The following is a 6,589-nucleotide window of genomic DNA, read 5'->3' on the forward strand; positions in this document are numbered from 1 at the left end:
CTGCGTCAGACTTAAACTGAACCGCCGTATACCGAACGGTACGTACGGTGGTGTGAGAGGTCGGAGGCTAGGCGCCTCCTCCTACTCGATTTTAATGTGCAACAGGAAAACCGCTGTTGATGACAGTCATAACAGTAAACCAGCCAAACACGACTGCACTGCCGGCTGCAAAAATGAATCCTAAGAAGTTTCTCTTTTTTAATGAAGTAAATACAGCGGCTACTCCTAAGATAGCCACAAGTCCGAAAACAACCATTAATATCATAGCAAAACCCCCTTTTTCGTAATGAATACCTCATCTCTAATAATATACCCAGAGAATAAGGCAACTACCAAAAATATGTAGAAAAGATTGCATTTGTTAATATTTTAATATTTTTTCAAATATTTGTCGAGGTTTAAAAGGTGACACTTGTATGGCTTAAGTAAACTGGATTAACATTAGCAGCTTGAATTGGTGTAAGATGGAGATAGAAAATTATATTGGAGTTGATGAAATGAAATGGACACAAATTCCTCTAGGCCCGCTGCAAACGAATTGTTATGTCGTTTCAAATGAAAAGGATTGCATCATTTTCGATCCGGGTGAAGAGCCTCAAAAAATCATTCAGTACATACAAACAAAAAAATTGAGGCCGTTGGCTATTTTATTGACACATGCACATTTTGATCATATTGGTGCTCTGGATGCCATTCGGGATTATTATGAGATACCTGCCTATATCCATGAAAAAGAGGCCAAGTGGCTACTTGATCCCGCTTTAAATGGTTCCCAAAACTGGTTTCCTGAAAACCCAATGCGCATGAAGCCGGCTGATCATATCCTGGCAAATGAGCAGGAACTTATTATTGGTGAGTTCACTTTCGAGGTATTTGAAACCCCTGGACACTCACCAGGCAGCGTTTCGTATTATGCAAAGGAAGAACGTCTCCTCTTTTCAGGGGATGTCTTGTTCCAGGGAAGCGTTGGCAGAACGGATTTAATAGGCGGGAGCGAGTCCGTGCTGTTAAAAAGCATTGATACGAAACTGCTGACACTTTCTGATGATACTATTGTTTTTCCTGGTCATGGGCCAGTCACGACAATTTTAGATGAAAAGAATACAAATCCCTTTTTGAGATAAGAACCTTTGCAGGTGCCATTTGGCACCTGCTTTATTTTAAGTTCTTTACATGTAAAAATATTGAAAAAAGACATTTTCGCAACTATACTGATTATGCTTCGTAATAAATTGAATGTTTTGTGAACTTTGAAATATAGTTCGTGTTATTTTCTGTAGATTGTCAATAAAAAAACTTATTTTTGACCATGTAGCTAGTACACAAAATTAGGACAAGGATTAATTTCTAAATATGATGGCGGAGGCGGAGGCATTGTGTTGAAAAATCACTTGATTGAATTGATTGAAAGCAGCTCCCAAAAGAGAATTTCCTATCATGACTATATGGATGCTGTTTTATATGCGCCAAATATTGGTTACTATGTAAGGGAAAAAGAGAAAATCGGCTCAAGAGGGGATTTTTATACGTCTGGAAATGTTGGGGATGCATTTGGGAGGACACTTGCCAGATGGTTCATTTATTTGATAAAAGTGTGCGGAGTTTCACCGAGAATCGTTGAAATCGGTGCAGGTGACGGCAAGTTGGCTTATGACATCCTCGGTTTCATTAAAGAAACGGAACCGCTGATATGGGACTCTTTAACGTATATTCTTGTGGATAGCAGTCCGTATCACAGAAAGATTCAACAGAAGCGACTAGGGATGTTCAAACAGGCAGTTTTTGCTACCAGTTTAGAAAAATGGAAGAAAATAAATGGAATCGTCTTTTCAAATGAACTATTCGATGCTTTACCTGTACATGTGATTGAAAAGAATAATGGAGCCCTTGTAGAGGTGTTCGTAGCTGTGAAAGAAGGCCATCTGGTAGAAGTGAGGGAACCTTTGGTAAACCCTGACATTCTATCTTATCTAACAGAGAGGGCCATCATAATAAAAGAAAAACAACGATACGAAGTTCCGCTAAAAATGGTTGATGAATATGAGAAAATCGCTTCAAGTATCATATCGGGTATTTTCCTTACAATTGATTATGGTTATACCGAAAAGGAATGGAAGGAGCCAGCTCATCTTCAAGGGAGCTTGAGGGGCTATTATCAGCATGAAATGATTAAAGATGCCCTTATGCATCCTGGTGAAATGGATTTGACGACACATATCCATTTTGACACATTAATCGAAAGTGGAAAAAGAAAGGGTCTTTCCGATGAGGGGCTTTATCCGCAAAATGAATTCCTGCTTAAAACTGGGATACTTGAGGAATTGAAGGAACACCAAGAGACCGATCCATTCTCCAAAACGGCAAAACGCAATCGTGCAGTTCGGGGGTTAATCGTACCAGGGGGATTTAGTGCACATTTTAGAGTGTTGCTTCAATCGAAGAATTTATCTCAAGAAGTAAAGTTCTTTCCTTTATAAGGACAAGTAAAAACCCATGAATCAAAATTCATGGGTTATGTAAATTGCTTGTTCTTAATGCGCAGTACCCGGAGTCATCATAAATACGCTCCAGTAGGAAAATCCTGCAAAGAAAACGGTAAGATAGGCGCCAAAAACATAAATATACATGCGCTCAGATAATTTCAAATAACTTAAAAGTACAAAAAAGATAGTTTGTGCAAAGAAAAGTAAAGAAGTTTGATGCATATGGCCGAGATAAAAGAAAATTGCCATAATTCCTGTCCAAAATCCACATACTCTGAACATTCGTTCCATCCGAATCCCTCCTTATGACTGTCGTGTACATTCCAAATAATTATAAATGAAATTGTAAGGTAATGTAAAGGATGCCTTTTGTTTCTATGTGAGAACAGAAACCTGATAAGAACATGTTGCGCAATTGGACATCATATTTTCTATTTCCACAATATGTACATTGTCAAACAAGGCTTCGAACATCCCTTTTAAAAATGAATTGTGCATGGAACACATTGTATTTGGCTCTACTGCAGTAACTTCCTTAAACGGACAATTGAAGATACGAAAGGAAATTTTATTTTCTACTTCGCTTGCTTGTATTTCAGGTGAGAAGCCTGCAATGGTAGCCGCATTTTTAAGCATGTCGACTTTTTCCGAAAAAGCAAGTCCATCAATCGGTGTTGAGTTCAATGATAGTTGCTCTTTGATCAATTCCTCTCCGAATAATTTTCCCGTTTCATAAAGAGCCTGTTTCCCTTGCTCTCCTAATGTCATCATCGTCTGGATTGCAATCCTTGATAGCAGCTGATAGTCCCTATATGGAAAATGAAGCTGAATGACTTTATTAGACAATCGATAAAGCCTGCTGGGCCGTCCGCCTTTCCCCGTTTTGCGAGCATCCGAAGTGAGCATATCAACATCCTCAAGTTTTGATAAATGTAAACGGGCAACATTTGGATGGATTTTAAAAGATTCGGCGATTTGCTGTACAGATACATCTCCATGGTTGTTCATAATAAATTGATAAATATAAAATCGGGTTGGATCTGCTAACACGTTTGTTATTCTTAAAGTTTGTTCCATTTATACCCTCCTGCTGTAACATAGTTAATTATACCCATTATAATACAGGCAGAAAAAAATGGAATAACAGAAAGGGCAAACTCCCTTTAGTTTAAAAAAAGTTCACATTTTAAACAGTTTTATAGTGCAAAAAGATATACAACTATTATACAAATGTTATACAATCATTACATAGAGTATATATATACAAAATGTGAACAGGGGAGTGTTTGTATGGAACATTTAACTTTCTTTTCGTACCCAAGTTGTACATCTTGCCGAAAAACAAAAAAATGGTTAAAAGCCAATCATATTTCCTTCGATGAGCGACATTTATTCAGAGAAACTCCAACTGAAGTAGAGTTAAAAAGAATTCTTGCATTGACAACGGAAGGCCTTGATGAAGTTTTAGCAACAAGAAGTGAAGCATACAAAGGCTTACATGTTAATATTGACGAAATGTTGCTTTCTGATGTCATCCAATTATTGACAAGAGAACCGAAGTTATTAAGAAGGCCCATCCTTATTGATGGGGAAAAATTAGTGATTGGTCACAATGAAGATGCATTAAGAAATTTGGTCTCACAAAAGTTGGCTTTGAAAATGAGTATGTAAGTTGATTCTCGAAATTTTTTTCGGGGATTTTTTTAATTTGAAGCAGGAATTTGTCGTGAGTTGTCGAATTTCTACTAACAAGAATCATAGGAGGTGATGAATGATTTGATATCGATTGAAAAGACAGCAGAAAAAATACTTACCCGGGCCATTCAGGTATCGGCATCGGATATCCACATTTTTTTTCGTAAGGAGGGGCCTCTCATCCAATTCAGGGTAGACAATAAGCTCGTTCCTCAGGAAACATTAACGCTCTTCGAAGCTGAAAGGCTCATAGCCCATTTGAAGTTCCTTGCCGCTATGGATATAGGGGAGAAAAGGAGACCGCAGAGTGGCGCAATCACCATCAATTTAGCTAACCAAGTGGTTGGTCTCCGTCTCTCCACATTACCCACTGCCCATCTCGAAAGTTTGGTCATCCGCTTAATACCCCAACAGAATATCCTTCCTCTAGAACAGTTATCCTTATTTCCAAACACCATTCAAAAATTGATTGCACTTCTGAAGCACTCCCATGGCATGCTCATATTTACTGGTCCTACTGGTTGAGTTGGTGGGTAGCATAATATATAATTACCGTTAGGAAGGTGATTATTTGCTATTTAACAACGAGAATATCAAGCATGTAGCAGTATATTTAAGATTAAGTCGAGATGAAGAAAACTTAGGTATAGAACAAATATTAGATAACCACCGTCAAACACTGATTGCCTTATGTAATGAAAACAGCTGGTCATATGAGATATTTGAAGAAGTTGCCTCCAGTAGCACCATTATAAATCGAGAACAAATGGTTAAGCTACTAGACCGAGTACAACAGGATTATTTTGACGCTGTGGTAGTAATGGACATAGATAGGCTTTCAAGAAATGAATATGACGCAAGTGATATTAAACGGATACTATATCAAACAGAAACATTCATTGTTACACCACATAGAATGTATGATCTTGCAAAAGATGACGATAGTTTATTACTAGGGATAACTAACCTTATTGCTAGTGGAGAATATAAGCAAATATTAAAACGTATGAGAAGGGGTAAAGAATACGCCCAAAAACAAGGTCATTGGACAAATGGAGTAGCACCATTAGGTTATACAAAAGACACTAAAACCAAAAAACTTGTTCCTAATGAACGTGCTAAAGATATTCAGGTTATTTTTTCTGAAATAGTTAAAGGCACTACTATACCAACTCTAATAAACCATCTTAATAATATAGGGATTAAAACAAGGGAAGGGAACTCTTTTCACTATAACAGTATTCAACGAATTATAAATAATGAGGCTTATAAGGGAACGATAGTTAGTAATAGAAGTATTGGTAAGCATTCCAATGATATTAGACCTAAAGACGAGTGGATTATCGTCCAAAACGCACACCCATCAATAGTAGACGAGACTACATGGAATGCAGCTAATAATATTGTTAATCAATATTCATTTAAAGCACCTAGAAGTAAAAATAGAATTTATCCTACAAGTAACCTTATTTACTGTGCAGATTGTGGAAGGTCGCAAGGTTGTAACTTAAAACCAAATATTAACAAGATTTACATTAAACATTGTAAGTGTGGGAATAGAGGTTTTTATTATAATCCTGTATTAGCATTGATTAAGAAAGAGGTTCTGCAACATAAAGAAAGCATATTAGAGGCATTGAAGACATTTGAAGAAGATAAGCAAGAAGATAATACTCAGTTTAAAAAAGATCAGCTTACAGCCCAATTAAACAAGTCTAAAAGGGCGTTAGAAAAGATAGATATACTTTTTGAAGAAGATGAATTAGATATTATTGCTTATCGTAAAAGAAAAGCTAAAAGAGTAGAGGAAATAAAACTAATTGAAAATGAATTGCTAATATTAGAAAAGGATAATAAGCAAATTAAAATAGAAACCTTAAAGGAACAGATAGAAGCTATTGAGAACCTAGTTGGTAAGTGGCACTTACTAGACGGTGAAGGATACTCAGACGAAAAAATAAACCGTTTGTTACATGGTTTAGTTAATGGAATATTCTGGTCTTACAAGAAAGGCGATTCGTCACCAAAGCTAATGATAAGATACAACGAGGAATAGTCATTATGATTATTCTTTTTTTTATTTCAGACATAAAAAAAGAACCCCCCCCCTCTAACAGCTATCAAGCCATTAGAGGGAAGGAGTGTCATTACAGTTAAAGGGTATTAACTCAGTATCTATAAAACCAGTTATTAAACTGGTGACAATATTTAATTAAGGTTATATTGCTTACGCCATGACATTACGCTTACGCTTCATGCCATGCTTTATTTAAAAGTAATATTGTAATTACTATTCATAGCTATCAATAGATATATTAGTTAATCTTTTCAAGTAAAAGTGAGGAACTTTAGTTCCGAACTGGCGAAGCCATATTCTTTTAATCTATACAGTTATAACAGTTATATATAAT

Annotated in this window: 8 protein-coding genes; 5 read left to right on the top strand and 3 right to left on the bottom strand. The window is 36.4% G+C overall.

The features are described 5' to 3' along the window. Positions 1-91: 91 nt before the first annotated feature. Complete coding sequence (locus ACFWE9_RS25340) at positions 92-265, bottom strand: DUF2759 domain-containing protein (RefSeq protein WP_034308396.1); 174 nt, start codon at positions 263-265, stop codon at positions 92-94. A gap of 232 nt (positions 266-497) precedes the next feature. On the opposite strand from ACFWE9_RS25340, the gene ACFWE9_RS25345 reads away from it, so the two are divergent. Beyond that, complete coding sequence (locus ACFWE9_RS25345) at positions 498-1,124, top strand: MBL fold metallo-hydrolase (RefSeq protein ID WP_230156744.1); 627 nt, start codon at positions 498-500, stop codon at positions 1,122-1,124. Positions 1,125-1,379: 255 nt separating this feature from the next. Then, complete coding sequence (locus ACFWE9_RS25350) at positions 1,380-2,477, top strand: class I SAM-dependent methyltransferase (RefSeq protein WP_230156745.1); 1,098 nt, start codon at positions 1,380-1,382, stop codon at positions 2,475-2,477. 54 nt (positions 2,478-2,531) lie between these two features. Here the strand turns inward: ACFWE9_RS25350 and ACFWE9_RS25355 are convergent, their stop codons facing one another. Both ACFWE9_RS25355 and ACFWE9_RS25360 read right to left on the bottom strand, forming a co-directional pair. Further along, complete coding sequence (locus ACFWE9_RS25355) at positions 2,532-2,774, bottom strand: DUF2626 domain-containing protein (protein WP_076365317.1); 243 nt, start codon at positions 2,772-2,774, stop codon at positions 2,532-2,534. A gap of 84 nt (positions 2,775-2,858) precedes the next feature. Then, on the bottom strand, positions 2,859-3,560 hold the full coding sequence (locus ACFWE9_RS25360) for a helix-turn-helix transcriptional regulator (protein ID WP_230156746.1): 702 nt from the start codon (positions 3,558-3,560) through the stop codon (positions 2,859-2,861). Positions 3,561-3,773: 213 nt separating this feature from the next. Between ACFWE9_RS25360 and ACFWE9_RS25365 the strand changes: the two genes are divergently transcribed. From ACFWE9_RS25365 to ACFWE9_RS25375, 3 genes are all read left to right on the top strand, one after another. Beyond that, the gene (locus tag ACFWE9_RS25365; protein ID WP_230156748.1) at positions 3,774-4,154 is read left to right on the top strand and encodes a Spx/MgsR family RNA polymerase-binding regulatory protein; all 381 of its coding nucleotides are present in this window, start codon (positions 3,774-3,776) and stop codon (positions 4,152-4,154) included. A gap of 96 nt (positions 4,155-4,250) precedes the next feature. After that, on the top strand, positions 4,251-4,703 hold the full coding sequence (locus tag ACFWE9_RS25370; protein WP_377359413.1) for an ATPase, T2SS/T4P/T4SS family: 453 nt from the start codon (positions 4,251-4,253) through the stop codon (positions 4,701-4,703). A 46-nt stretch (positions 4,704-4,749) separates the two neighbouring features. Continuing rightward, positions 4,750-6,234 carry a recombinase family protein gene (locus ACFWE9_RS25375; protein ID WP_377359415.1) on the top strand — a complete coding sequence of 495 codons (1,485 nt, stop codon included), beginning with the start codon at positions 4,750-4,752 and terminating at the stop codon, positions 6,232-6,234. Positions 6,235-6,589: the final 355 nt, after the last annotated feature.

Source organism: Peribacillus sp. NPDC060253, assembly GCF_042727425.1.
Classification (GTDB): Bacteria; Bacillota; Bacilli; order Bacillales; family DSM-1321; genus Peribacillus.

What these genes read in the sequence shown, in the direction of transcription:
- ACFWE9_RS25370 (WP_377359413.1), top strand. Translation starts at nt 4,251, where the DNA reads ATGAATGATTTGATATCGATTGAAAAGACAGCAGAAAAAATACTTACC.
- ACFWE9_RS25365 (WP_230156748.1), top strand. Translation starts at nt 3,774, where the DNA reads ATGGAACATTTAACTTTCTTTTCGTACCCAAGTTGTACATCTTGCCGA.
- ACFWE9_RS25355 (WP_076365317.1), bottom strand. Translation starts at nt 2,774, where the DNA reads ATGGAACGAATGTTCAGAGTATGTGGATTTTGGACAGGAATTATGGCA.
- ACFWE9_RS25360 (WP_230156746.1), bottom strand. Translation starts at nt 3,560, where the DNA reads ATGGAACAAACTTTAAGAATAACAAACGTGTTAGCAGATCCAACCCGA.
- ACFWE9_RS25340 (WP_034308396.1), bottom strand. Translation starts at nt 265, where the DNA reads ATGATATTAATGGTTGTTTTCGGACTTGTGGCTATCTTAGGAGTAGCC.
- ACFWE9_RS25345 (WP_230156744.1), top strand. Translation starts at nt 498, where the DNA reads ATGAAATGGACACAAATTCCTCTAGGCCCGCTGCAAACGAATTGTTAT.